Source organism: Stenotrophomonas sp. BIO128-Bstrain, assembly GCF_030128875.1.
Classification (GTDB): domain Bacteria; phylum Pseudomonadota; class Gammaproteobacteria; order Xanthomonadales; family Xanthomonadaceae; genus Stenotrophomonas; species Stenotrophomonas bentonitica_A.
In genome coordinates, this window is the sequence record NZ_CP124620.1 from 1,748,230 (window position 1) to 1,773,020 (window position 24,791).

15 protein-coding genes and 1 pseudogene are annotated in these 24,791 nt (G+C 68.8%); all 16 read left to right on the forward strand.

Annotated features, from left to right (window positions below; genetic code table 11):
• Positions 1 to 9: 9 nt before the first annotated feature.
• Entirely contained in the window at positions 10 to 801 is a 792-nt protein-coding gene (gene fliR, locus POS15_RS07780) for a flagellar biosynthetic protein FliR (protein ID WP_046273537.1), read from the forward strand.
• Between the two features lie 179 nt (positions 802 to 980).
• Positions 981 to 3,125 (forward strand): bifunctional diguanylate cyclase/phosphodiesterase, encoded by a 2,145-nt coding sequence (locus tag POS15_RS07785; RefSeq protein WP_284129366.1) that lies wholly within the window; start codon positions 981 to 983, stop codon positions 3,123 to 3,125.
• Positions 3,126 to 3,195: 70 nt separating this feature from the next.
• Positions 3,196 to 5,028 carry an AAA family ATPase gene (locus POS15_RS07790; protein ID WP_284129368.1) on the forward strand — a complete coding sequence of 611 codons (1,833 nt, stop codon included), beginning with the start codon at positions 3,196 to 3,198 and terminating at the stop codon, positions 5,026 to 5,028.
• Positions 5,025 to 5,684 carry a 4Fe-4S single cluster domain-containing protein gene (locus POS15_RS07795; RefSeq protein WP_080341543.1) on the forward strand — a complete coding sequence of 220 codons (660 nt, stop codon included), beginning with the start codon at positions 5,025 to 5,027 and terminating at the stop codon, positions 5,682 to 5,684. Before POS15_RS07790 ends, POS15_RS07795 begins: the two co-directional genes overlap by 4 nt.
• Before the next feature lie 4 nt (positions 5,685 to 5,688).
• Complete coding sequence (locus tag POS15_RS07800) at positions 5,689 to 11,991, forward strand: AAA domain-containing protein (RefSeq protein ID WP_284129369.1); 6,303 nt, start codon at positions 5,689 to 5,691, stop codon at positions 11,989 to 11,991.
• Positions 11,988 to 13,349 (forward strand): hypothetical protein, encoded by a 1,362-nt coding sequence (locus tag POS15_RS07805; protein WP_046273541.1) that lies wholly within the window; start codon positions 11,988 to 11,990, stop codon positions 13,347 to 13,349. The genes POS15_RS07800 and POS15_RS07805 overlap by 4 nt, the downstream gene beginning before the upstream one ends.
• Positions 13,350 to 13,403: 54 nt before the next feature.
• A complete protein-coding gene (gene flhB, locus POS15_RS07810; protein WP_284129370.1) occupies positions 13,404 to 14,534 on the forward strand; it encodes a flagellar biosynthesis protein FlhB in 1,131 nt (376 codons plus the stop codon).
• A 17-nt stretch (positions 14,535 to 14,551) separates the two neighbouring features.
• Positions 14,552 to 16,633, forward strand: coding sequence for a flagellar biosynthesis protein FlhA (gene flhA, locus POS15_RS07815; RefSeq protein ID WP_026070046.1), 2,082 nt, complete (start codon positions 14,552 to 14,554; stop codon positions 16,631 to 16,633).
• A gap of 149 nt (positions 16,634 to 16,782) precedes the next feature.
• Positions 16,783 to 18,513 carry a flagellar biosynthesis protein FlhF gene (flhF, locus tag POS15_RS07820; protein WP_284129372.1) on the forward strand — a complete coding sequence of 577 codons (1,731 nt, stop codon included), beginning with the start codon at positions 16,783 to 16,785 and terminating at the stop codon, positions 18,511 to 18,513.
• Positions 18,500 to 19,387 (forward strand): MinD/ParA family protein, encoded by an 888-nt coding sequence (locus POS15_RS07825; protein ID WP_019182906.1) that lies wholly within the window; start codon positions 18,500 to 18,502, stop codon positions 19,385 to 19,387. Before flhF ends, POS15_RS07825 begins: the two co-directional genes overlap by 14 nt.
• Positions 19,384 to 20,130 carry an RNA polymerase sigma factor FliA gene (locus POS15_RS07830; RefSeq protein WP_019182907.1) on the forward strand — a complete coding sequence of 249 codons (747 nt, stop codon included), beginning with the start codon at positions 19,384 to 19,386 and terminating at the stop codon, positions 20,128 to 20,130. Before POS15_RS07825 ends, POS15_RS07830 begins: the two co-directional genes overlap by 4 nt.
• Positions 20,131 to 20,146: 16 nt before the next feature.
• The gene (gene cheY, locus POS15_RS07835) at positions 20,147 to 20,539 is read left to right on the forward strand and encodes a chemotaxis response regulator CheY (RefSeq protein ID WP_019182908.1); all 393 of its coding nucleotides are present in this window, start codon (positions 20,147 to 20,149) and stop codon (positions 20,537 to 20,539) included.
• Positions 20,539 to 21,153, forward strand: a complete 615-nt coding sequence (locus tag POS15_RS07840; RefSeq protein ID WP_284129374.1) for a protein phosphatase CheZ — start codon at positions 20,539 to 20,541, stop codon at positions 21,151 to 21,153. Before cheY ends, POS15_RS07840 begins: the two co-directional genes overlap by 1 nt.
• Positions 21,154 to 21,158: 5 nt before the next feature.
• On the forward strand, positions 21,159 to 23,003 hold the full coding sequence (locus POS15_RS07845) for a chemotaxis protein CheA (protein WP_284129376.1): 1,845 nt from the start codon (positions 21,159 to 21,161) through the stop codon (positions 23,001 to 23,003).
• 79 nt (positions 23,004 to 23,082) lie between these two features.
• Entirely contained in the window at positions 23,083 to 23,823 is a 741-nt protein-coding gene (locus tag POS15_RS07850) for a flagellar motor protein (RefSeq protein WP_019182911.1), read from the forward strand.
• Between the two features lies 1 nt (position 23,824).
• Positions 23,825 to 24,670, forward strand: a pseudogene (motD, locus tag POS15_RS07855) (flagellar motor protein MotD); the annotation flags it as partial.
• Between the last annotated feature and the right edge of the window lie 121 nt (positions 24,671 to 24,791).

The window sequence follows — 24,791 nt, forward strand, 5'->3', positions numbered from 1 at the left end:
CCAGCCGCCGTGGATTCCGCGACCCAGATGGCCGCCGACGGCCTGCAGGCCTTCGGCATGATCGGCACGATCCTGTGGACGATGCTGCGCATCGGCGCGATGTTGATGGCCATGCCGCTGATCGGCACCCGCGCGGTGCCCTCCCGGATCCGCGTGCTGCTGGCCGGCGCGCTGGCGATCGCGCTGTCGCCGATGCTGCCGCCGGTGCCGGAATGGACCGGCTTCGATGCGGCCACGGTGCTGACCATTGCCCGCGAACTGGCGATCGGCGTGTCGATCGGCTTCGTGCTGCGGCTGGTGTTCGAGGCCGGTGCGATGGCCGGCGAGCTGGTCGCGCAGGGGACCGGCCTGGCCTTCGCGCAGATGAGCGACCCGCTGCGTGGCGGCAGCTCCGGCGTGATCGGGCAATGGTTCTATCTGCTGTTCGGCCTGCTCTTCTTTACCGCCAATGGCCACCTGGCCCTGATCTCATTGCTGATGGACAGCTACAAGGCCCTGCCGATCGGCACCTCGCTGCCCGACCCCCAGGCATTCCTGAGCATCGCGCCGACGTTCCTGCTGCAGGTGTTCCGCGGCGCGCTCACGCTGGCGCTGCCGCTGACCGTGGCGATGCTGGCGATCAACCTGGCCTTCGGCGTACTGGCCCGTGCGGCGCCCGCGTTGAACCCGATCCAGCTCGGCCTGCCGGTCGCGCTGCTGTTGGGGCTGTTCCTGCTGACCGTGCTGGCCGGTGAGATGGGCCCGCCCGTGCAACGCCTGTTCGATGCGGCGTTCGATGCCGCCGACAGCGTCAGCCGCTGACCCGGGACACGTGCGGGACAACCGCGTGGGCACCGCATCGCCCTGCACGCCTGCCACTTGCGATCCCCCCGGTGCGTGGCGTTAGTCTTGGCTGACGACGAAATCTTCACCCGCGCTCTGCGCTGATGGCGGCGCGTTCTGTCGTATCGCTCAGGCGTTGACCAAGGAGAGCGTCATCCATGCTGATCGGCAGTTACACCCCGTGGTTGGTGATCGTGTCATTCCTGGTTGCCGTGCTGGCCTCGTTCACTGCGCTGGACATGGCCAGCCGCGTCACCACCGCGGCCACGCGCCGTACCACCTGGTTGTGGCTGATCGGCGGCGGCTGCGCGATGGGGCTGGGCATCTGGTCGATGCATTTCATCGGGATGCTGGCCTTCCGCCTGCCCATCCCACTCGGCTATGCGCTCGGCCTGACCACGGTTTCGCTGCTGGCTGCGATGGCCTCGTCCATCTTCGCGCTGTGGCTGGTTTCGCAGCCGACCCTGCCGCACGGCCGCCTCGCCCTTGGCGCACTGCTGATGGGCAGCGGCATCGCCGCGATGCACTACCTGGGCATGGCCGCGCTGCACATGCAGCCCGGCATCGACTACCACCCCGGCTGGGTGGCCCTGTCGTTGCTGATCGCCGTCGTCGCCTCCTGGACCGCGCTGTTCATCGCCTTCCGCCTGCGCAGCAGCCATCGGCGCCTGCGCGACCGTGCCGCGCCGGCACTGGTGCTGGGCACGGCGATCGTGGGCATGCACTACACCGGGATGGCCGCCGCCCGCTTCCCCGCGGGCAGCATCTGCGGTGCCGCCGGCGGAGAGGGCCTGCAGGCGCAGTGGCTGGCACTGGTGGTGCTGGCCCTGACCATCGCGATCCTGGCGGTGGTGCTGATCGTGTCCTGGCTGGACCAGCGCATGGAGGCCCAGCTGCTGCGTCTGCGCAACACCGACCTGAGCAGTTCGCTTGACGATGCCTATGCCGAGCTGACCCAGGCGGCCCTGCACGACCCGCTCACCCGCCTGCCGAATCGTCGCCTGCTGCAGCAGCGGATCGAGCAATCCCTGGCCGAAGCGGAGCAGCGCGGCAGCCGGTTTGCGGTGATGTTCATGGACCTGGACGGCTTCAAGCAGGTCAACGATGCCTACGGCCACCAGACCGGCGACGCCCTGCTGGTCGCCGTGGCGGACCGCACCCGCAAGCTGCTGCGCCCGGCGGACATGCTGGCGCGGCTGGGCGGCGATGAATTCGTGCTGGTGGTGCCGATCGAGAACGACGAAGACGTGGCGACACTGGCCAGCCGCATCATCCAGACCGTCGGCCGCGAGCCGTTGCTGCCGCGCCACGACCTGCAGGTGACGGCCAGCGTCGGCATCGCGATCTGTCCGGACCACGCCGCCAGCGAGCGGCAGCTGATGGCCTTCGCCGATGCCGCGATGTACCAGGCCAAGGAGGCCGGGCGTAATGCCTACGTGCTGTTCGCCGAGTGGATGAACGACAGCGCCGAACAGCAGTTCCAGCTGTTGGCCGACCTGCGCCGCGCGATCGGCACCGAGCAGCTGTTCCTGCACTATCAACCCAAGACCCGCGTGGCCGGGCAGTCGGTCAGCGGCGCTGAAGCCCTGATCCGCTGGCGCCATCCCCAGCAGGGGCTGATTCCGCCAGACCGCTTCATCCGCCTGGCCGAGCGCAGCGGCGTGATCAACGAGATCGGCCGGTGGGCGCTGGACGAAGCCTGCCGCCAGCTGCGTGTGTGGCACGACGCCGGGCATGACGGCTGGACAGTCTCGGTGAACCTCTCCCCGATCCAGTTCGCCTCGCCCAACCTGCTGCAGGAGGTGCGCGAGGCGCTGCAGACCCACCGGATCGAACCACGCCGGCTGATCCTGGAAATCACGGAAAACACGGTCATGCGCGACACCGAGGCGAGCCTGACGCTGCTGCTGGCGATGGCGGCGCTGGGCGTGGGCATCTCCATCGACGATTTCGGTACCGGCTACTCCAGCCTGCTCTACCTCAAGCGCCTGCCGGCAACCGAGATCAAGATCGACCACGCCTTCGTACGCGACCTGGAGAACAGCTCCGAAGACGTGGTGATCGTCTCGGCGATCGTGGCGCTGGGGCACGCGCTGGACATGGACATCGTGGCCGAAGGCGTCGAAACCGCCGGGCAGCGCGCCTACCTGGAACGGTTGGGCTGCGACTACCTGCAGGGTTACCTGCTGGGGCGCCCGGTGGACCCGGAGCGGTTCATGCAGCTGCATGACCACCCGCGCCCGCGGGTGGAGATCGCCGCCGGATGGAAGGCGGAGGCGCGGCCAGGCGCGGCAACAGGCTAGCCGCACGCGCTGGAAATTGACGGCTGCGCGCAATACCCTGCCCCCTATCATGGGAACAGCAGGCAGCAGGATGTCAGGGAAGAATGTGTTTGAAGGTCCGCGCTGGCAGCGCGATCTTGTTCGTTTCCTTCCCTTGAAGAGCCAGTTCGTGCTTTCCGGGAACATCCGTGACCTGCAGGCCGCCGAAGTGGCACCGGGCACGGTCACCGCGCAGAGCTTCAATCAGACCCTGTGCAACACCCTGCTCGACCAGGGCTATGCGCAGGTGCTGGGCTGGGATCCGTTGGCCGGCTTCCGCGCCCTGGAACGCCCCGGCACCGATCCCGCCAGCGGCATCGCCCTGCTGCAATCGCTGGGGCTGACCCCGGTGGATGGCGCCGCGCCCGCCGGTATCGACCTGCTCAGTGCCACGCTCCAGCGGCTGGTGGTCCGCCCGGGCGAGCCGGTGGCAGTGATCATCGATTTCGCCTCGCGCCTGGCAGTGCGCAGCGACGCCCTCAGCGCCGCCGAACACCAGCTGTTCACCCAGGCCCTGGTGCTCTCCCACCAGGCACGCAGCCGACCGGGTGGCGTGCAGCGCAAGCCCTTCTTCAACACGGTGCTCTGGGTAGTGGAGAAGGAAGGTGACCTGCCCGACTGGCTGCTGGTCGGCAACCCGCGCATCCGCCACATTCCGGTGGTCAAGCCGGACCAGCTCACCCGGCGCGCACTGGCCCCGGCGCTGCTCAAGGGTCTGGCCGGTGCCCCGGACGCCAGTGCCGAGGCCACCGCGCAGGCGGTGGATGCATTCGTGCAGAGCACCGAGGGGCTGCTGTTGCTGGACCTCAGTGCCATCGCGCAGCTGGCCCGGGTCGAAGGGGTGGCGGTGGACCAGATCGGCGACGCCGTGCGCCGCTACAAGGTCGGGGTCACCGAAGACCCCTGGCTGCGCATTGACCGGCAGCGCATCCGCATGGGCGATGCGTTCGTCCACCAGCGGGTCAAGGGCCAGCACCATGCGGTGACCCACATGCTGGACATCGTCAAGCGCGCGATGACCGGCGTGGGGGCCAGCCGCAAGGGCAACCGGCCGCGCGGCGTGGCGTTCCTGGCCGGCCCCACCGGCGTGGGCAAGACCGAGCTGGCCAAGACCGTCACCAGCCTGCTATTTGGTGACGAAAGCGCCTACATCCGGTTCGACATGTCCGAGTTCAGCGCCGAGCATGCCGACCAGCGGCTGATCGGCGCTCCGCCCGGCTACGTGGGCTACGACGTGGGCGGCGAACTGACCAACGCCATCCGCGAGAAGCCGTTCAGCGTGGTCCTGTTCGATGAGATCGAGAAGGCCCATCCGCGCATCCTCGACAAGTTCCTGCAGATCCTCGATGACGGCGTGCTCACGTCCGGGCGTGGCGACCGCGTGTACTTCTCCGAGGCGCTGATCGTGTTCACCTCCAATCTGGGCATCTACCGTCAGGGCGAGCATGGCGAGCGCGTGGCCAACGTGCTGCCCGGCGAGCCTTTCGAACAGGTGCAGAGCAAGGTGCACGACGAAATCGACCGGCACTTCAAACTGGTCCTGAACCGGCCGGAGATCCTCAACCGGATCGGCGAGAACATCATCGTGTTCGATTTCATCCGCGAGGAGGTCGCGGTGCAGATCTTCGACCAGATGGTCGACGCGACCCTGGCCGACCTGCAGGCCCAGCACCTGCGCGTGACCCTGGCCGCGCCGGCCCGCCACGCGCTGCGCGCGCTATGCCTGAAGGACCTCTCCAACGGCGGGCGCGGCATCCGCAACCAGCTCGAGGCGCACCTGCTCAACCCGCTGGCGCGTGCCCTGTTCGACCAGGACGCGCAGCCCGGCCAGCAGTTCACCATCGTTGCGGTGGATGCCAACGTGCTCAACCTGGAACGCGGTTGAACCGTCCACTGCAGCTGTCACGCGTGCATTTCCCGGTGACCACGCTGGGGCCGGGGCAACGCCTGGGCATCTGGTTCCAGGGCTGCAGCATCCGCTGCAGCGGCTGCATTTCAGCCGACACTTGGGGCCCGGGGCGCACTGTCGTCGACGTGGCCTCCCTGCTCGAGCAGGTGGCCCCGTGGCTGGATCAGGCCGACGGCGTCACCATTTCCGGCGGCGAGCCGTTCGACCAGTTCGACGCCCTGCTGCAGATGCTGGTGGGACTGCGCCAACGCACCGCCGCGGACATCCTGGTGTACAGCGGCCACCCGCTGGAAACGCTGCAGCCCATGCTGGACCAGGCGCGCGACCTGATCGACGCGGTCATCAGCGACCCCTACCTCGAACAGGCGGACCAGTCGCTGGCGCTGCGCGGCAGCGACAACCAGCGCCTCACTCTGCTCACCGCGCTGGGTCGGTCGCGCCTGGCCGGCCTGGAGCGGGCCAGCACGCCGGCCGACAAGGCACTTGACCTGATGTTCGATGCCACCGGCACCGTCTGGATGGCCGGCATCCCCCGCCGCGGCGACCTGCTGCGCCTGCGCGAGCTGCTGCGCGCGCAGGGCCACCAGGTACAGACCAGCGCACACACTTCATCGCGTCGTCCAGTCGAGTAACTCCATGATTCGTTTTTGCCCCAATTGCCACACCGAACGCGCGCTGGCCGAGATGTTCTGCGAAGGCCATGTCGATGCGCACGCGTGCGGCTGGGATCTGGCCGGCGAGCCGATCCATCCCGATGGCTGGCGGCCGCAGAGCGTGGTCACCCAGGCAGCGGTGCAGGCATCGACGGTCGGCGCCGTTGCCGCGGAGGTGGTCTGCGACAACGGCCACCCGATGACCCCCGGCGACCTGATGTGCCTGCACTGCGGCGCCAGCGCGACCGATGGGACGGCGGCGACGGACCTGCCGCCCCCTGTGGCCGACAGCAGCGAAACCGTCATCGATGGCTGGCGGCTGCTGCGCCAGATCAGCAGCACCGACGGCGTGCGTGACCGCTACCAAACCGAACACACCACCACGGCGGTGCAGGCCGTGCTAACCCTGTACCGCCCCGGTGCCGAGCCCGACCCGGCCATCTACGACGTGATCCGCCGCCTGCCCCGCGCGCACGTGCCGGAGATCATCGCCACCGGGCGCTGGGATGACCGCGCGTTTGAAGTGGTGGAAATGCTCACCGGTGGCACCCTGGCCGAACTGGGCAGCGTGATCGGCGACCGCGATGCGGTCCGGCATATCGTCAGCGAACTGGGCCAGGCGCTGCATGCGTTCAACGAAGCCGGGCTGCGCCACCGCGACCTGCGCCCGGCCAGCCTGCTGGTGCGGGCGCGCGCGCCACTGGACCTGGTGATCAGCGGATTCGGTTCGGCCCGGTTGTCCGAGTTCGACCTGGACATCGTCTCGCCCCTGGAGATCAGCCGCTACATGGCGCCCGAGGCGATCGCCGGTGGCGTGGCAGCGGCGTCGGACTGGTGGAGCCTGGGGATGATCCTGCTCGAACAGCTCACCGACGGCGCCTGCTTCGACGGCATCCATCCCAAAGCGTTCCTGATCCACGTGCTGGCCAATGGTGTCCCGATTCCGGAAACGCTGGACCCGGAGCTGGCGCTGCTGCTGCGCGGGCTGCTGGCCCGCGACCGCCACCAGCGCTGGCAATGGCCGCAAGTGGCCGACTGGCTGGCCGGCATCGCCGTGCCGGCACCGCCGGCGGCGCAGCACGCGCACGATGAGGGCGATGGCGCCAGCCTGCCGCTGGCCACGCGCCGCTATCATCGCCCGGCCGTGTTCGCGCTGGCCGCCGCCCAGGCCGACGGCTGGGACCAGGCCCTGGACCACCTGCTGCGCGGAGCGATCGTCACCTGGGCCGAGCAGGTCGGCCTGCCTGCCACCGGCATCGCCGGGCTGCGCCAGATTGCCCGCCACGAAGGCATCGAGGACGATTTCCGGCTGATGCTGGCGTTGAAGGTGCTCAACCCGGAAATGCCGTTGATCCATCGGGGCGACATCGTCACGCCCGGCTGGTTGCTTGAGCACCCATTGGAGGGCTACCGGCTGGTCAGCGGTTCGGTGCCGGACCTGCTGGAACACCTGCAGACCGACAACTGGCTGTGCAGGCTCAAGCGGCGCGAGGAAAGCGTGCGCCAGCGCGCGCTGCACCAGCACATCGCCCTGGTCGAGGAATCCCTGCGCGTCTACCTGCTGTCCACCTCGCGGGCCAAGCTGGCCTCGCAATGGCAGGAACGCCAGCGCCTGCTGCCTGACACCGCGCATCCCGGGCTGCTGTCGCTGGCCGAGCGCCGGGTGGTGGCCGAAGAAGACCTGATCGTGTTGCTGAGCGCGGAAATCGGCCAGTTCCGCAGCGCCGAGGCCATCCTTGCCGAGGCGGCCACGCTCGCCGCCAGCGCCGGTCTCGACGCCTTCGACAGCGACGCAGCCGCGGCCCTGCTGCAGCACCCGCGTACCGAGCTGTATCGCAGCGTGGACGCACGCATCCTGGGCTTCGCCCGCTCCGGCCTGCCCGTGGTGGATGGCTGGGCCGAGCAGTTCCGGCTGGAACGGCGCATGCCGCTGGCGCGCGCCCTGGTGGTGCTGGCCGTGCCCGCCAGCCGCTGGCTGCAGCCGCAGAAGCAGCAGTACGTGTCGCAGATCCTGGACTTCTTCGAAAAGAAAGTGGTCACCGCGGTGATGCGCGGCCCGCTGGTGCGCATGAGCATCGGCAAGACCACCGCACGCGTGGACATGCACGACGTGGACAGCGCCCGGCGACCCGCCGCCGCGCTGCTCGATCACCTGTTGCAGCGCAACGCGCGCGCCGTGCAGCTGGACCCCGAATCGTTCCAGCGCAACCCGCTGCTGGAACCCCGCCTGATGGCCTTGGCACGGCAGAGCGCGCTGTACAAGCGCGACACCGGCATCGATGGGCTGTATCTGGGTTTTCCGTTCCTGCTCAGCCGCGATCCGCGCGGCACCTCGCGCACCCGCATCATTCCGCTGCTGCTGTGGCCGGCCACGCTGCTGCTGGAGCCGGGCACGCGCGGCCAGGTCGGGCTGGCCTTCGATGGCGAACGCGAGGAAGTACGGCTCAACCCTGCGCTTGAAAGCATGCTGGGTGCCGAGACCTGCAAGCGCTGGCGCAGCACCGCCGACGAACTGCTGGGCCGCTCGGCGATCCGCGCCGCCGATGTGATGGATGCCTTCGGGATGCTGGCCACGATCCGCTCGCGCAGCCTGGTCGGCCTGCCCCCGAGCAGCGTGGAGGTGGCGCCCTACCAGGACGAACTGGAGTGCGCCGCGGTACTTTTCCATGTCACGTTCATGGGCCAGGCCATCGGCGAAGACCTGCGCCAGCTCAAGGTTCTGTCGCCGTCCGGCACCGGCCTCGAAACCGCGTTGCGGCTGGCACCGCCGACCGACGCCGACGGCACTGCCACGCCTGCCACGCCGGAGCTGCAGCGCTACTTCACCGTGGCCAGCGATCCCTCGCAGGAAGCGGCAGTGCTGCAGGCACGGCAGGGGCCGGGCCTGTTGATCGAAGGCCCGCCTGGCACCGGCAAGAGCCAGACCATCGTCAACATGGTGGCCGACGCGATCGGCCGGCAACGCAGCCTGCTGATCGTCTGCCAGAAGCATGCGGCGTTGGAAGTGGTGCACAAGCGCCTGGTCGCTGAAGGGCTGGGCCAGCGCGTGGTCATGCTCAACGACGTCAACCGCGACCGCGAACCGGTCATCCGCAGCATCCGCGAGCAGCTCGACGCCCTGTTTACCGCCGGCGCCACGCAAACGGCCTGGCAGCAGCAGCGCCAGCAGGTGGCCGCGCGGATCGAGGCACTGGAAGGCGAACTTGATCGCCACCAGCACAGCCTGCACCAGATCGACGACGCCACCGGGCTGAGCTACCGGCGCCTGCTCGGCGAACTGATCGCGCTGGACGCCGGTACGCCCGCGCTGGTCCTGCCCGCCCTGCGCCAGCGCCTGCTGGCACTGGACCTGCCCACCCTGGTGCAGCGCGAAGAAGCCTGCGCGCCCTTGATCCGGTTGTGGCTGCCGGCCCGTTACGAGGGCAGCCCGCTGGCGCAGCTGCGCCCCTTCGCGGCCGACGCGGACACCCTCGCCGCATTCGTTGCCGCCCTGCAGACGTTCACTGCGGCCGAACAGCACCGGCAGGCGATCCTGCCGGCGCACCCGGCCACGTTCGAGCTGGACGATCCCGCGCCGCACCAGGCGTGGAAGTCGGCGCATGTGGCGACCCTGCTCGGCCTGGATGACGCACAACGGAGCCGACTGGCACGCTGGCTGCCGCTGTTCCGCACCGCGCGCGCGGGCCAGCCAAGTCACGGCGACATCGCGCTGGACCGGCTGCAGCAGATCGAGAAGGCCGTGGCGGCGCTCGACCTTGACGCGTTCTCCAGCACGCTGTCGCCGGCGCTCGCCAGCGTCGACGAGCGCACGCTTGCGCAGCTGCAGCGCGATGCCGCGCGCGTGCTGGGCGCGCGCGGCCTGCTGGCGCGCATCAACCCGCTGCACCTGCTGCGCCGGCAACGGGTGAACCGCGTCCTGCAGGCGCAGTCCCATGTGATGGGGGAAGCGGGCACCGCAGCACTGCTGGCCGCCGCGACGCTGGAAGCGCGCCTGCGCCCGCTGCGCACCGAACTGGCCGGCCTGCACCAGCAGCTGGCGCTGGACCCGGTTGGCCAACAGACCGGCATCGCGCTGGGCCCGATGGCACGCGCCAGCGGGCGCCAACTGCTGGATGTGCAGGCACTTGCCCAGGCGCTGGCGCAGTCGCCCCGCCCCCAGCAGGCCGACGACGCGGCCCTGGCGGGCGACCGCGCGCACCTGGACGCACTGCTGCAGGACCTGGATGCCTCGCTCGCCCGGCATGCCGCCCGCCATGCCAGCGCGCAGCAGCTCGCATTGCTGGCCGACTGGCTGGAGCAGGCGCTGGTCGATGCATTGGCCGCCGCCATCGCCCACAACCACAGCAACGCCCAGGCGCTGCAGCACCTGCACGAGGCCCTGCCCCATCTGGCTGCCTACCAGGCCTTCCGCGGGCGCGCCGGGCAGCTGTCAAGCGCAGACCTCGAACTGCTGGCACTGCTGCGCCAGCTGCAACCGCAGCTGGATACTCTTGCCAGCGACGCGCTGGAGCCGGCCGTGCGCCGCCTGTTGCATCGCGAAGCACGGCTGGGCTGGAAGCACCGCATGGAGCAGGCGAACCCGGCGCTGCAGTTCGGCCAGGATGAAACCCAGGCCAAGGTCGCCAGCCTGGCCGCTGCCGACCAGCAGATGCGCCGGCTCAACCGCCAGATGCTGGGCACCCACATCGACCTGCAGCCGTTGGGCAACCGCAAACAGTGGGAAGACGTCACCCGGCTGACCGGGCGCCGTTCGCGCCGCCTGCGCGAGTTCATCGAGCTGGGTAGCGAACTGGGCCTGATGCACCTGCGCCCGGTCTGGCTGATGAACCCGGACGTGGCCAGCCGCGTGCTGCCACTGCAGGCGGGGCTGTTCGACACGGTGATCTACGACGAGGCCTCGCAGATGCCGGTCGAGTTCGCCCTGCCCACGCTGTTCCGTGGCCGGGTCACGGTCGTCAGCGGTGATGAGAAGCAGATGCCGCCCACCGCCTTCTTCTCCAGCCGGGTGGAAAGCGATGAAGCAGAGGTCTTCGATGGCGACGAGCCCGATGCCGAGGTCGATGCCGAACAGCGCGACGCCTTCGAGGAAACCTGGAACCGGCGCGAAATCAAGGATTGCCCGGACCTGCTGCAGCTGGCCCGCAATGCCCTGCCCAGCACCACGCTGCAGATCCACTACCGCTCGGCGTACCGCGAACTGATCGGCTTCTCCAATGCGGCCTTCTACGGCAACCGCCTCAACGTGCCGGTACGCCATCCGCGCAGCAGCATCGCGCGGATCAAGCCCCTGGAGCTGATCCAGGTCGACGGCGTGTACCAGCACCAGAGCAACCCTGCCGAGGCGGCGCGGGTGGTGGAGTACCTGGCCCAGGTGTGGCAACAGCCCTATGCCATGCGCCCCTCGGTGGGCGTGGTCACCTTCAACCGCAAGCAGGCCGAGTTGATCGAGGAACACCTGGAACAGCGCGCCGGGCAGGATGCCGCCTTCCGCGCCGCATTCGCCGAGGAACGCGAGCGCAGCGAAGACGGCGAGGACATGTCGGTCTTCGTCAAGAACGTGGAAAACGTGCAGGGCGACGAGCGCGACATCATCGTGTTTTCCTCCACCTTCGGCCGCAACGCGCAGGGCACCTTCCGGCGCAACTTCGGCGTGCTCGGCCAGACCGGCGGCGAGCGCCGCCTCAACGTGGCCGTCACCCGCGCCCGGCAACGGGTGGTGATGATCACCTCGATGCCGATCGCCGACATCTCCGACCTGTTCAACACCCAGCGCGCCCCGGCCAGCCCGCGCGACTACCTGCAGGGTTACCTGGAGTACGCCCGCGCCCTGTGTGCCGGCGAGTTCGACGGCAGCGCACGGCTGTTGGATCGCCTGCAGACCGACCGCAGCGTGGCCAACCGCACCCACGCGGCGCCCGCCGACGGCTTCACGCAGATCGTCGGTGCCTACCTGCAGTCGCTGGGATGGAATGCGGCCGCCGCCAGCGAAGGCGATGCATTCGGGCTGGACTTCGCCATCGAACACCCCGACACCGGCAACTTCGCCATCGGCATCGAGTGCGACGCGCCCAGCCACCCGCTGCTGGCGCATGCCCGCGCCCGTGAAATCTGGCGCCCCTCGGTCCTGCGTCGCGCCATCGGCGGCATCCACCGGGTGTCCTCGCATGCCTGGTACCACGACGGTGAGGCCGAACGGGCACGCCTGCGCGTTGCCATCGAGGCGGCCATGGCCCCCGCCCCGGTGCCGCCCCCGCCTGTCCCCGCGCAACCGGAAACCCTGCCATGAGTGGTCCCAAAGTCGTCCGTATCGTGACTGCCGAAGAACTGCTGGCCCTGCGCGAGGCGATGCTGCACCGGCTGGACCAGGCGGTAGCGCGCTGGCAGGCGCAGTGCGAGCAGGTCGGCGAGCGTGACGCCTCGGCCGTGGCCGCCGTCATGGCACGCCGCCAGGCCCTGCAGGCACTGCTGGCAGACAGCGACAACACGCGGTATGCGCAACTGATCGAGGCCGAAATCGCCTTCCTGCAGGCCGACACCCGCGACCGCGAGGCGCGCGCCGTGGACCGCGCTGCGGCAGGCCGCCAGCAGCAGCGGCGGCAGCGCGACAACGCTGCGGCCGTGCTCAAAACGCTGCAGGATCGACCCGTCGATGCAGATGCGAGCCTGCTGCAGGCGCTACGGGCACTGGCCGACGGTCATCCCGGTGCTGACGCGGAGGCGGTGCTGGCCCGTGCCTTCGCCCTCCTTTCGCCCCCGGAGGAGCAGGCAACACTGACCGAGGACCAGCGCGCGTTGGCCACTGCATTGCAGACCTCGGCGCCCACCCCCACGCTGGCCGACTGGGCCGCCGGGCAGCCCGCCGACCCCGGACGCGCGGCGCGCCTGCTGCGCGTGGACCGCTACATCGCCGAACTGCAGGTACTGCAAGGCCCGGCAGTCGCCGCGCCCTACCTGGAGGCGCTGCACCACGCCGAGCAGGAAACCGCTCCGCAGCGGCGCAACCTGCTGCTGGACAGCCTGGTTCTGGAACTGGCCGCCGCCTCGGCCGCGTTCGCCCAGCGCCGCGTGCAGCTGGAGCGGCTGCAGGATGTGGCCAGCAGGCTGGCGGCACTGGACCCGGTTGACCCTGCGCCGTTGCTGGCCCAGGTGGGCGCGTGCAGTACCGCCACCGCGCTGCCGCTGCTGACCGCGCTGACCCAGCAGTGCGACGCCGCCCTGGCCAGCCACCAGCAGGCGCTGGCGGCAGTTTCCCGGCGCCAGGCCGTACTCGACGGTCTGGCCAGCCTCGGCTATGAGGTGCGCGAAGGCATGGCCACCGCATGGCAGGACAGTGGCGCGGTGGTGCTCAAGAAAGCCGCCACCCCCGGCTATGGCGTTGAAGTGGGCGGCCAGGCCGACGGTGGGCGTCTGCAGGTCCGGGCCGTGGCGCTGGCGGCCGACCGTGACCGCAGTCGCGACCGCGACATCGAAACCCTGTGGTGCGGCGAGTTCGGACGGCTGCAGGCGCTGTTGCACGGTCAAGGCACTGAGCTGGTGGTCGAGCGGGCGCTGGGCGTGGGTGAGGTGCCCTTGAAGGAGGCCATCGCCACCGCGACGCCGTCCGGACAGGTGCAGGTGTCGCACGCGCGCAGCGGCTCGATCTGACGTCACGGAACGGTTCTTGCACGACCCCGGGTATTCCCCCGTGTCGTGCAGCCCATGTCCGAGAACGAACAAGCCGGCGAAAAGACCGAGCAACCTACCGAAAAACGCCTGCGCGATGCCCAGGAACAGGGCAACATCCCGCGTTCGCGTGAGCTGGCGACGGCGGCTGTGTTCGGTGCCGGTGTGCTGGCGCTGATGGCCTTCTCCGGCACCATCGCCCGCAACGCCAAGACCTGGATGCAGGTCGCGCTGAGCCCCGAGCCGGGGCTGCGCCTGCATCCCCAGGCGTTGTTCGGGCACTTCGGCGAATTGATGCTGCGCTTGCTGGTGGCCATGTGGCCGCTGCTCGTGATCTGTCTGCTGGCCTGCTTCCTCTCGCCAGTGGCGATGGGCGGGCTGCGCTGGTCGAACAAATCGCTGATGCCCGATTTCAAGCGGCTCAGCCCGATGGCCGGCATGAAGCGCCTGTATGGCCCGGAAGCGATTGCCGAGTTCACCAAGTCCCTGCTGCGCATCGCCTTTGTCGGCACCGCCGCCGGGCTGGTGGTGTGGCACGGCATCCGCTCGCTGCGTGACCTGCTCAACCAGCCACTGGAGGCCGCGATGATCCACGGCCTGGGCTTCACCCTGAAGCTCATGCTCGCCACCGGCGGCGCAATGATGCTGCTGGCCGCCATCGATGCCCCGTACCAGCGCTGGAACTGGATGCGCAAATTGAAGATGACCCGTGAAGAGTTGCGCCGGGAAATGAAGGAGAGCGAGGGCAGCCCGGAGGTCAAGGGCCGCATCCGCCAGCTGCAGCAGCAGATGTCCAACCGCCGGATGATGGAAGCGGTGCCCACCGCCGATGTCGTGGTGGTCAATCCCACCCATTACGCGGTGGCCCTGAAGTATGAAGGCGGAAAGATGGGGGCGCCCACCGTGGTGGCCCTGGGCGTGGATGAAACCGCCCTGCGCATCCGTGAGGTGGCCGACGGCAACAAGGTCGCCATCGTCTCCGCCCCGCCTTTGGCACGCGCCTTGTATCGGGAAGGTCAACTTGGAAAGGAAATTCCCGTGAGACTGTATTCGGCCGTGGCCCAGGTGCTCTCCTATGTCTACCAGCTGCGCGGCTGGCAGACCGGCCCGATGCCGGCAGCGCCCAGCATCGACATCGATGAATTCGGCAAGGGAGGCCGCCCGTGAGCGCGCAGCCGGCCGGCATGAACGCGCGCCGCGCGCTGGACATGATCCGCCACGGGCTGGGTGCCCCGCTGATCGTGCTGGCCCTGCTGGCGATGGTGGTGGTGCCGCTGGCACCGCCCGTGCTGGATGCGCTGTTCACCTTCAACATCGCCATCTCGCTGATGGTGCTGCTGGCGGTGGTCTATGTGAAGCGCCCGCTGGACTTCACCATCTTCCCGATCGTGCTGCTGATCACCACCATGCTGCGGCTGGCGCTGAACGTGGCCTCCACCCGCGTGATCCTGCTGCACGGCCAGAACGGCCACGAGGCCGCCGGCAAGGTGATCGCCTCGTTCGGCGAGTTCGTCATCGGCGGCAACTACGCGGTCGGCATCGTGGTCTTCGCGATCCTGACCATCATCAACTTCGTGGTGATCACCAAGGGCGCCGGCCGCGTGTCCGAAGTGACCGCACGCTTCATCCTCGATGCCATGCCCGGCAAGCAGATGGCGATCGACGCCGATCTCAACGCCGGTTTGCTGACGCGTGAAGAGGCCAAGGCCCGCCGCGAGGAGGTCCGTGAGGAAGCTGACTTCTACGGCGCAATGGACGGTGCCAGCAAGTTCATCCGCGGCGACGCGATCGCCGGCATCCTGATCCTGTTCATCAACCTGGTCGGCGGCCTGGCGGTCGGCGTGCTGCAGCATGGCATGCCCTTCGGCGATGCCGCCGCGACCTACACCCTGCTCTCCATCGGTGACGGCCTGGTGGCCCAGCTGCCGGCCCTGCTGGTGTCCTCGGCGGTGGCCATGCTGGTCACCCGCGCCTCGCGCTCGCAGGACATGGCCCAGGCCATGATGGGCCAGGTATTCGGCCAGTACCGCGCACTGACCATCGCCGCGGCGATCCTCGCAGTCGTCGGCCTGGTCCCGGGCATGCCCAACGTCGCCTTCTTGACGCTGGCCGCGATCCTCGGCTTCATCGCCTGGAAGGCGTGGAAGAAGAGCACCGCCCAGGCCGCGGCGGCTGATTCCCCAGCCGCCAATCGCCCCGATACTCTCGGCCTGCCCGGTGCAGCGCCCTCGCCCACCGCCGAGCTGACCTGGGACGAACTGCGCCCGGTCGATCCGCTCGGCCTGGAAGTCGGCTACCGGCTGATCCCGCTGGTGGACAAAAACCAGGGCGGCGAGCTGATGGCGCGGATCAAGGGCGTGCGCCGCAAGCTCACCCACGACATCGGCTTCCTGATTCCCTCGGTGCATATCCGCGACAACCTGGAACTGCCGGCGACCGCGTACCGCCTGCTGATCCACGGGGTGCCGGTGGCCACCGCGGAAATCCATCCCGACCGCGAACTCGCGCTGGACCCGGGCAGTGCGCTGGGCACGCTGGAAGGCATTGCCGGCAAGGACCCCGCCTTCGGCCTGGATGCCACCTGGATCCAGCCGCACCAGCGCGCCAATGCCGAATCGATGGGCTACACCGTGGTCGACCCGGCCACCGTGGTCGCCACCCATCTGTCGCACCTGATCCGCGAGCACGCCCCGGAGCTGCTCGGCCACGAGGAAGTGCAGCAGCTGCTGGCCAACCTGGCCAAGAGCGCCCCCAAGCTCGTCGAAGATCTGACGCCCAAGTCGCTGCCGCTGTCGGCCGTGGTGCGGGTATTGCAGAACCTGCTGATCGAGCGCATCCCGATCCGCCAGCTGCGCAAGATCGTCGAATCGTTGGTGGAAAGCGCGCCGACCAGCCAGGACCCGGCCGTGCTCACCGCTGCCGTACGCAACGCGCTGGGCCGTTTCATCGTGCAGGAGATCGCCGGGATGTCGCCGGAGCTGCCGGTGTTCACCCTCAACCCGCAACTGGAACGGGTCTTGCAGGAGTCCACGCAGGGCAACGGCGCCGCGCTGGAACCCGGACTCGCCGAGCGACTGCATCAAAGCCTGGCCGAATGTGTCGGCAAGCAGGAAGCGAAGAACGAGCCCGCGGTCGTGCTGGTGCCTGGCCCGGTACGTGCGGCGCTGGCACGGCTGGTACGCCACAGCGTCCCCTCGCTGTCCGTACTCGCCTACAGCGAGGTGCCCGAGGACAAACGGTTGAAGCTGGTCGGCACGATCAGTTGAGCCGGACACCCGACGGTACCGCGACAGAAAACAGACACCTCATTCGATTTCACCGCAGCAGGAAATAAAGGGACTCCCTGACCGTGCAGACCACCGACAACCAGCGTTTCCCTTCCACGACTCCGCCGCCACAGTCCCGGTACCACAGCATGAAAATCAAACGCTTCGTCGCCTCCGATATGCGCTCGGCCATGAACCTGGTGCGCAAGGAACACGGACCGGACGCAGTGATCCTGTCCAACCGCCGGATCGAGGAAGGTGTCGAAATCGTGGCGGCGGCCAACTATGACGAAAGCGCCGTGCAGCGTGCGCTGGAAGCGGCCCGCAAGGACGTGGCCCCACCGCCGGTGCCGCGCCCGCGCAGCGCCGCCGATGCCGTGATCGCCGCCGTGACCCGCCGCAGGGCCCCGGTCGCCGCGCCCGAGCCGGTGGCCGCGACCACCTCGGCCGTCGCCGCGCTGGCCCGCGCCGCCGTCGGCGCCACCGGTCGCACCCTGGATACCGCCAACGAGATCGTGCCGCCGCCGGGCAGCAGCGGCTTCGCCGCCACCCTGGCCCGTGCCAGCGTCGGCCCGGCCGTCAACGAACCGTCGCTGCCGGAGCAGATCTTCGCGCCGTTCAATGTCGAGCAGGCCGCGGCCGCGTCGCCAGCGCTGCTGCAGCCTGAGCCGCTTGTCGCCGAGCCCACCGTGGCGGCCGTGAACCCGCCGATCAACCGCGCGCGCTTCGTCATCGACCCGCCGATGGACGACGAACCGCACTTCCAGATGCACGTGCCGGCCGCCGCCGTGGCGATGCCGCCGCTGCCGGTCAGCGTCACCGTGCCGCCGGCCCTGCCTGCGGCCGAGAGCGTCGTGGCAGCGCCGGACACGGCCGCCCAAGCGCGTGCCGAAAACCCGGCGCCCGCCGTTGTCGCCGAACCGGCGCAGGCCCAGCCCCAGCCGGCCGCCGAACTGGTGGTGGTGCAGCGTGATGACGAAGAGATCCGCCAGCTGCGTCACGAAGTGGCCGGCATGCGCCATGTCATCGAGCGCGAGATGAACCGCTTCACCGACGAGCGCCTGCGCGGCTCGCCGGTCCGCGCTGCCGCACTGGACCTGATGGACGAGTACGGCTTCGATGCCGGCATCAGTCGCGACGTGGCCATGCAGATTCCGCTGGACACCGAAGCCCACCGTGGCCGCGGGCTGATGCTCGGCCTGCTCTCCAAAAAGCTGCCGATCGCCCCGGTCGACCCGCTCGAAGCTGGCGGCGTGATCGCCCTGGTCGGCCCCACCGGTGCCGGCAAGACCACCACCATCGCCAAGCTGGCCTCGCGCTTCGCCGAGGCGCATGCGGCCCGCGATGTCGCCCTGGTCACCACCGATACCGGCCGCATCGGCGCCCGCGAGCAGCTGTACGGCTTCGGCCGGCAGCTCGGCATCGCGGTCCATGAGGCCAGCAGCGGCAGCGATCTGAACCAACTGCTGGAGCGCCTGAAGGACTACAAGCTGGTCCTGATCGACACCGCGGGCCTGGGCCCGCGTGACCGCGCCCTGGCCGCCCAGCTGCAGTGGCTGCGCGCGGCCCAGCAGATCCGCACCCTGCTGGTGCTGCCGGCCAACACCAGCTTCGGCGACATGGACGAGGTGGTCCGCCGCTTCAGCGCCGCCAACCCGCAGGGCGTGGTGCTGAGCAAGCTGGACGAGACCGGCCGCTTCGGCAGCGCCCTGTCGGTGGCCGTGGACCACCGCCTGCCGATCACCTGGGTCACCGATGGCCAGGACGTTCCTGAAGACCTGCACCGTGCCAGTGCGGCCAATCTTGTACTTCGCCTTGAAGATTTGCGCCGCGCGGCCGATATGCCCTGCAACCCGGAGTTGAACCATGCCGTCGCGTGAGTACGCCAAGCTGACCAAGACCTTCCCGTTGTCGGCTACCCGAAGCCAGCCGCTGGGCCCGGTCCGCACCATCGCCGTCACCGGCGGCAAGGGCGGCGTGGGCAAAACGAACGTTTCGGCCAATCTGGCCGTGGCGCTGGCAGACATGGGCAAACGCACGCTGCTGCTGGACGCCGACCTCGGCCTGGCCAACATCGATGTGATCCTGGGCCTGCAGCCGAAGGTGACCCTGGCCGACCTGGTCGCCGGGCGCTGCACGCTGGAAGAAGTGATCATGGAAGGCCCCGGTGGCGTGCTGGTGGTCCCGGCCGCCTCCGGCCGCCGTCACATGGCCGAACTGCAGCCGGCCGAACACGTCGGCCTGGTCAATGTGTTCTCCGAGCTCGAGCGCGAGCTGGACATCATGATCGTGGACACCGCCGCCGGCATCACCGATGGCGTGCTCACCTTCTGCCAGGCCGCGCAGGACACCGTGGTGGTGGTCTGCGACGAGCCGGCCTCGATCACCGATGCCTACGCCCTGATCAAGGTGCTCTCGCGCGAGCGCGGCGTGGACCGGATCCAGGTGGTGGCCAACATGGTCCGCGACCCGAACGAAGGCCGCGTGCTGTACGAGAAGCTATCCCGCGTGTGCGAGAAGTTCCTCGCCGATGTCTCGCTGAACTACCTGGGCTGCGTGCCGCAGGATGACTGGCTGCGCCTGTCGGTGCAGCGCCAGCAGCCGGTGGTGAAGGCCTACCCCTCCAGCCCGGCGGCCCTGGCGCTGACCGAGATCGCGCGCCGCACCGCCCGCTGGCAGGCCCCGACCGAGCCGCGTGGCGGGGTCGAGTTCTTCCTGGAACGCATCCTCAAGCAACGCGGGGTGACGGTATGAAGGGCGCAGCACAATACAAAGAGGTCCAGCGGACCGCGGCCAACGAGTGCATTGCCCAGCACTCGGACCTGGTCCGGCGGATCGCCCACCATCTTGCCGCGCGCCTGCCGGCGAGCGTGGAAGTGGACGACCTGATCCAGGCCGGCATGATGGGCCTGATCGAGGCCTCGCGCAGCTACGACGCCGACCAGGGCGCCTCCTTCGAGACCTACGCCTCGATCCGCATCCGCGGTTCGATGATCGACGAGATCCGCCGGGGCGACTGGGTGCCGCGCTCGGTCCACCGCCGGGCCCGGGATGCCGCCGCCACCATCCGTCGCCTCGAGCAGAGCACCGGCCGCGCCGCCAGCGCCACCGAAGTGGCGGCCGCGATGGACATGCCGCTGCCGGATTACCTGCGGCTGATGGAAGACGCCTCGCGCGGCCAGGTGCTGAGCCTGGAATCGCGGATCGAAGACCAGGGCGAGCTCGACACCGTCGCCCAGGGCGGCCCAACCCCGCAGCAGGTGCTGGAACGCGGCGAGTTCGGGCGCGAGCTGGGCAACGCGATCGGCCTGCTGCCCGAGCGCGAACAGCTGGTCCTGTCGCTGTACTACGAGCAGGAACTGAACCTGAAAGAGATCGGCGCCGTACTGGGTGTGAGCGAATCGCGCGTGTGCCAGATCCATGGCCAGGCCGTGCTGCGCCTGCGGGGCCGGCTGAAGATCTTCGAGGCGGCAGACGCCGGCCTCGAGAACCATTGAAATCGAGGAAAGTGCTTTGAACAAGAACATGCGTATCCTGATCGTCGACGACTTCTCGACCATGCGTCGTATCGTCAAGAACCTGCTGGGCGATCTGGGCTTCACCAATACGGCCGAAGCCGAGGACGGGCATGCCGCGCTGGCGATGTTGCAGAGCCAGCCGTTCGATTTCGTGGTCACCGACTGGAACATGCCGGTGATGACCGGCATCGACCTGCTCAAGGCCGTGCGTGCCGATGCCAAGCTCAAGACCCTGCCGGTGCTGATGGTGACCGCCGAAGCCAAGCGCGAGCAGATCATCGAAGCGGCCCAGGCCGGCGTGAACGGCTACATCATCAAGCCCTTCACCGCGCAGACGCTGGAAGAGAAGCTCGGCAAGATCTTCGAACGCCTGGCAGCGAGCGCCTGATGGAGACCCTGAGCGACAAATCCGCGCTGGTGCAGCGCCTGCAGGATGCCCTGGCCGCGCTGGAAACTGGCGACGAAGCCGGCTGGCGCCGGGAAATCGACGCCCTCGCCGCGCTGCGCACGCAGCCGATGATGGCCGGCCTGAACCGCCTGGCCCGCGAACTCGGCCAGGCCCTGGGCGAGCTGCCCAGCCTGCCCAGCGAAGCCGGCGAACTGGATGACGCCTGCGCGCGCCTGGACCACGTGGTGGCGATGACCGAACAGGCCACCCACCGCACGCTGGACCTGGCCGAGGAGTGTCGCTCGCTCACCGAACAGCTGCGCGCCAACGGGTTGACGCCCGACCAGGGCCAACAGCTCGACCGGATCCGCCACAATCTCACCGAAATCGCGCTGACGCAGAGCTACCAGGACCTCACCGGCCAGATCATCCGCCGCGTGGTGGGGATCGTGCGCCGCGTGCATGAAGGTTTCGGTGCGCTCGGTCTGCCGCCACAGGAAGACGAGAAGAAGCGCGACAACAACGGCCTGGCCGGCCCGGCCGTGAGCGGCCTGGATCGCCATGCGGTGTCACAGAACGACGCCGACGACCTGCTCTCGGACCTGGGACTGTAACGATCATGAGTGCTGTTCCAGACGATATCGCTGCCGACTTCATCCTCGAGGCCCAGGAAATCCTGGACCGCGTCGGCGAACAGCTGGTGTCGCTGGAGCAGGCGCCCCAGGACGCCGACCAGCTCAATGCCGTGTTCCGCGGCTTCCACACGCTCAAGGGCGGTGCCGGCTTCCTCGGCATCCAGGCGATGGTCGAACTGTGCCACGCGGCCGAGGAAACCCTCGGCATGGCGCGTTCGGGCCAGGCCACGCTGCAGGCGCACCACTTCGATGCGGCCCAGCAGTCGCTGGACTACCTGCAGTCGATGCTGGATTCGGTCTCGGCCGGAACCGAGCCGGGCTATGCCCCGCCGGAACTGATCGCCCAGTTCGACGTCAACGGTCCGGCCACCCCGACACCCCCGGCTGCCGCCAGCGCCGGCAGCGGCGGTGGCGAGCTGATCACCGATGATGAGTTCGAAGCACTGCTCGACCAGCTGCATGGCGGCGCCGCGCCGACCGCGGTGGCCGTGTCGAAGAAGGACGACGGCCTGATTGGCGAAGACGAGTTCGAAGCCCTGCTTGACCAGCTGCATGGCGGCGCCGTTCCCGGTGCCAAGGCCATTGCCGCTGCGCCCGTGCCTGCAGCGCCCCCGCGCGCCGTGGCCGCCCCGGCGGCGCCGAACGCCAAGCCGGCCCCGGCCAAACCGGTCGCCGAAGCCGAACACACCGTGCGCGTGGATACCAAGCGCCTGGATGCGATCGTCAACCTGATCGGCGAGCTGGTGCTCTCGCGCAACCGCCTCAAGACCCTGCGTGCGCGCCTGCACGATGAAGAACTCGACCGCGCGGTGTCCACGCTGGACATCGCCACCGCGCGCCTGCAGTCGGCGGTCATGCGTACCCGCATGCAGCCGGTCGGCAAGGTGTTCTCGCGCTTCCCCAAGGTGGCCCGCGATGTCGCACGCTCGCTGAAGAAGGAAGTCGAGCTGGAACTGATCGGCGCCGAAACCGAACTGGACCGCAACCTGGTCGAAGCACTGGCCGATCCGCTGGTGCATCTGGTCCGCAACGCGATCGACCACGGCGTGGAAATGCCGGAGCTGCGTGAAGCCCAGGGCAAACCGCGCAGCGGCCACGTGCGCCTGTCGGCCCAGCAGGAAGGCGACTACGTCAGCATCGAGGTGCAGGACGATGGTGCCGGCATCGATCCCGAACGCCTGCGCCAGAAGGCGCGCGAGAAAGGCTTGATCGATCCGGAAGCGGCGGCTCGCCTGAGCAGCGAAGAATGCCTGCACCTGGTGTTCCTGCCCGGCTTTTCGACCAAACAGCAGGTCACCGACATCTCCGGCCGCGGCGTGGGCATGGACGTGGTCCAGTCGCGCATCCGCGAGCTGAGCGGCCAGATCCAGATCCAGTCCGAACTGGGCCGTGGCAGCCGCTTCATGATCCGCGTGCCGCTCACCCTGGCGATCCTGCCCACCCTGCTGGTGCAGGCCGGCGAAGACGTCTACGCCCTGCCCCTGGCCCGCGTGATGGAGGTGCTGCATGCGCCCAACAGCTCGCTGGGCTGGTTCGATGGCCGCGCCGTGCTGGACCGCAAGTCGCACACGCTGGCCCTGGTCGATCTGCGCCACTGGCTGGATGTGGAGCCGATGCCCTCCTCGCTGCTGACCATCGTGGTGCTGCAGGCCGGCGAAGCCCGCTTCGGCCTGGTGGTCGACCAGGTGCGCGGCCGCGAGGAAGTGGTGATCAAACCCCTGCCCAAGGCGCTACGTGGCCTGCGCGGCTATGCCGGTGCCACCCTGATCGGCGATGGCCGGATGGCGCTGATCCTGGACGTGGATGGACTGCGCACCCACCACGATTGACCGCGTGAAAGTGTGACTGCCGCATCACTGGATTCCTTCGGCGTCTCAAGTCCCATTCATACAAGCCGATAACGGAGCCATGGACAGACTCAGCCTCATTGGACTATTCCTCGCGTTGGCCTCGCTGGTCGGCGGCAGCATCCTCAAGGGAGCCGGTCTGGCGTCGCTGTGGTCGCCGGCCGCCTTCGTGATCGTCATCGTCGGCACCATCGCCGCGATCCTGCTGCACACCTCGCCGGCAGTCTTCAAGCATGCGTTCAAGATCGTGCGCTGGGTGATCCGGCCGCCGAGCAGTGACCGTCGCCAGTTGATCCAGCAGATCGTGGAATGGAGCAACATCGCACGCCGCCAGGGCCTGCTCGGCCTGGAAGCGCAGGTGGATGCGCAGGACGATCCGTTCCTGCGCAAAGGCCTGCAGCTGCTGGTGGACGGCGTGGAGCCGGAGACCATCCGGCACATGATGGAAATTGAACTGAGCAGCCAGGAAAGCCAGGACCTGGCCGCCTCCAAGGTGTTCGAGGGCATGGGCATCTACGCCCCGACCCTGGGCATCATCGGCGCCGTGCTCGGCCTGATCGCGGTGATGAAGAACCTGGCCGACCCGAGCAAGCTCGGGCATGGCATCGCCGCGGCGTTCACCGCCACCATCTACGGCATCGCCTCGGCCAACCTGCTGTTCCTGCCGGTCTCGGCCAAGCTCAAGAGCGTGATCCATCACAACAGCCGCGACCGCGAGATGATCATCGAAGGGCTGATCTCCATCGCCCAGGGCGAGAACCCGCGCAACATCGAAACCAACCTGTCCGGGTTCCTGCACTGACATGGCCCGCCGCAGGCACCACGAAGAGCACGCCAACCATGAGGCCTGGGCGATTCCCTATGCCGACCTCATGACGCTGCTGCTCGCCTTCTTCGTGGTGATGTACGCCATCTCCTCGCTCAACGAAGGCAAGTACCGGATCATGGCCGACGCGTTGACCACCGCCTTCGGTGGCGCGCCGCGCACGATCAACCCGGTGCAGGTCGGCAACCAGCAGGTCCAGGGCGGTGGCTGGGACAGTCCCTCGGTGATCAAGGCCGGAAACCGGATCGGCCCCTCCGCACCAGCACCGAGCAACGACCCGACCCTGCTGCCGGCGATGGCCTCGCAGATGCGCATGCCGGTCTCGATCCGCAACCAGGAACAGCTGCAGCGTGCCGAGCGCCAGCTCAACGGCATCGCCGACAAGCTCACCGCCACGCTGGCACCGCTGATCGAGCGCGGCATGATCACCGTGCGCCGCACCGAGCTGTGGATCGAGGTGGAGATCAACAGCGACATCCTGTTCCCGACCGGCTCGGCCACGCTGGACGTTCACGCGCGCGACACCCTCTCCAAGCTGGCCGAAGTGCTGCGTGACGCTCCCAACGGCGTACGCGTGGAAGGCCATACCGACAACATTCCGATCGCCACCTCGCTGTTCCCCTCCAACTGGGAGCTCTCGGCCGGACGCGCGGCCAGCGTGGTGCACCTGTTCGCCGACCAGGGCCTGCAGCCGGCACGCCTGGCGATGGTCGGCTACGGCCAGTTCCGCCCGCGCGAAGACAATGCCAGCGCCGAAGGCCGCAACCGCAACCGGCGGGTGATGGTGATCATCCTGGCCGACACGGCGCAGAGCATCGACCCGATCACCGACCGGCTCAGCGCCGACGCCGACCCCACCGATGCCGCCAAGGCCTCCAGCGTCGGCAACCCCGTTACCCCCGTTACCCCCATCGCACCGGTGCAGTTGCCACCGGTGCCGGCCG